Consider the following 1712-nt stretch of genomic DNA (forward strand, 5'->3'; position numbering starts at 1 on the left):
GGGAGTAGGGAGCAGGGAGTAGGGAGTAGGGAGCAGGGAGCATGTCAACTTTGTAATTAGGTAGATAGATCCCCCCTAACCCCCCTTAAAAAAGGGGGGAATTAGATTGAAAAGTCCCCCTTATTAGATACCGTTGGCGAAATTAATATTTCTTTACACAAGAGTAGCAGATGGGTAACTTTAAGTTCATGCTCCCCCAGCGAGCAATCCCTCGCTGGGGGTTGGGGGGCTATAAAGACTGCTGTCTTCAGGCTGATATTACTAAATGTTAAATTCGCCAACAGTATCTTATTAAGGGAGATTTAGGGGGATAACTTTGTCCCTCATATGAGGTACCCTTGTCAAGCTCAAAGTCCCCCTTTTTAAGGGGGATTTAGGGGGATAACTTTTTCCCTCATATGAGGTACCCTTGTCAAGCTCAAAGTCCCCCTTTTTAAGGGGGATTTAGGGGGATCATATTATACCTGATGGGAGAGAGAATTGCTAGATCTCTAATTTAGGAAATAAACTAAAACAGTTATGTCCACAAAACTAGTAGAGCTGAAAAAAACGATAAAAAGCTGACGGATAAATGAATACTATTTTAGGGGCGAGTGCGCCCAGCCCTATGGTTAAAATTACTAGTTAAAAAAAAGCGATTATAGCGTTTATAGGACTCATGAGGTACACATTATTTTTTACCTCTTCCCTCTTCCCTATTCTCTCTTTGCTCTTTCCTGCTCCCTGCTCCCTGCTCCCTGCTCCCTAAAAACCAGAAATTTGTACCTCATGGGTATAAGACTTGCTCTAGTTTTTTATTAACCCTAAAACTTCCCAAAAAAAACTTTTTAAAAACCCTTGACAATTACAAATATAATCATTACAATTATCATTATAAACCGAAATTCAATTCTTATTTATGTCAACAAAATTCAGTCAAAACTTCAAGAAACAACCTGCTCATCACACTCTCAAAGGTTCTCGTGAATCAGTCATCTATAGTATGCAGATGCTTTACTCCCTAGGCTATGCAGAAATTGCTGAATGGACTCCTCTGGAACCCACTGATGTTCCAGGAGAAGTTATCACTACAATAACCAAGTATTGGTTGTTGCCATAACACCTTAAATCTTTGGGGGGGTTTCCCCCCCGGCCTTGGTTTTGGTCTGGTTTTGTAGCGCGGCCTTTGGCCAATCAGATCAGAGCAGGTTAGGTTTGCTAATTTTGTGACATAAGGAATTGAAATAGCCGTGGATAGTATTTCTACGGCTATTTTTTTTTGTTTTGGAACTTATGGAAAAAGGGAATCGGGAATCGGGAATCGGGAATCGGGGAAAAATATTGTGTACCTTATAGTTAGGAAAAACGCTGTATGTCTAACGTAATCAACTAAAATAGTTATGTCTAAAAAACTATTGGAGCTGATAAAAAGCATAAAAAATAGCCAAAGACTACTCTTGGACTACAAGACTAAGGTTAGGTTCTAGCAGTTATCAATTTACTAAGGCACTTTCGCCCTATGTTGATACAGTTAACATTTCTAGTATTGTAATTAAATTAATAAAAGAGTTGGTCTAGCTCCCACTGTATCGAGTTTGCTAGGCTCCACGGGGATTAACTCAAACCCAGCATCCACAATTCCAGAGTAGTTTGCGATCGCTTCCAAGCCATTGATATTTTCTGACGCAGTTCCAAAGGTTTCCATCACCTTGAAGCTGGTATCCTAAACATCG

General features: G+C 40.0%; 3 protein-coding genes. 1 reads left to right on the forward strand and 2 read right to left on the reverse strand.

Going from position 1 to position 1712, the window contains the following annotated elements; genetic code table 11:
• The first annotated feature begins 898 nt into the window (after positions 1-898).
• Positions 899-1099 (forward strand): hypothetical protein, encoded by a 201-nt coding sequence (locus F6K53_RS40285; RefSeq protein ID WP_075899238.1) that lies wholly within the window; start codon positions 899-901, stop codon positions 1097-1099.
• 171 nt (positions 1100-1270) lie between these two features.
• On the opposite strand, the gene F6K53_RS40290 is transcribed toward F6K53_RS40285, so the two are convergent.
• Positions 1271-1414, reverse strand: a complete 144-nt coding sequence (locus F6K53_RS40290; RefSeq protein WP_293085720.1) for a hypothetical protein — start codon at positions 1412-1414, stop codon at positions 1271-1273.
• Positions 1415-1531: 117 nt separating this feature from the next.
• Positions 1532-1684 (reverse strand): hypothetical protein, encoded by a 153-nt coding sequence (locus tag F6K53_RS40295; protein WP_293085722.1) that lies wholly within the window; start codon positions 1682-1684, stop codon positions 1532-1534.
• Positions 1685-1712 lie beyond the last annotated feature (28 nt).

It is taken from the genome of Moorena sp. SIO4A1 (assembly GCF_010672065.1).
Classification (GTDB): domain Bacteria; phylum Cyanobacteriota; class Cyanobacteriia; order Cyanobacteriales; family Coleofasciculaceae; genus Moorena.

Excerpts from the sequence above, each read along its gene's own strand:
- F6K53_RS40285 (WP_075899238.1), top strand. The coding sequence starts at position 899 with ATGTCAACAAAATTCAGTCAAAACTTCAAGAAACAACCTGCTCATCAC.
- F6K53_RS40290 (WP_293085720.1), bottom strand. The coding sequence starts at position 1,414 with ATGCTTTTTATCAGCTCCAATAGTTTTTTAGACATAACTATTTTAGTT.
- F6K53_RS40295 (WP_293085722.1), bottom strand. The coding sequence starts at position 1,684 with ATGGAAACCTTTGGAACTGCGTCAGAAAATATCAATGGCTTGGAAGCG.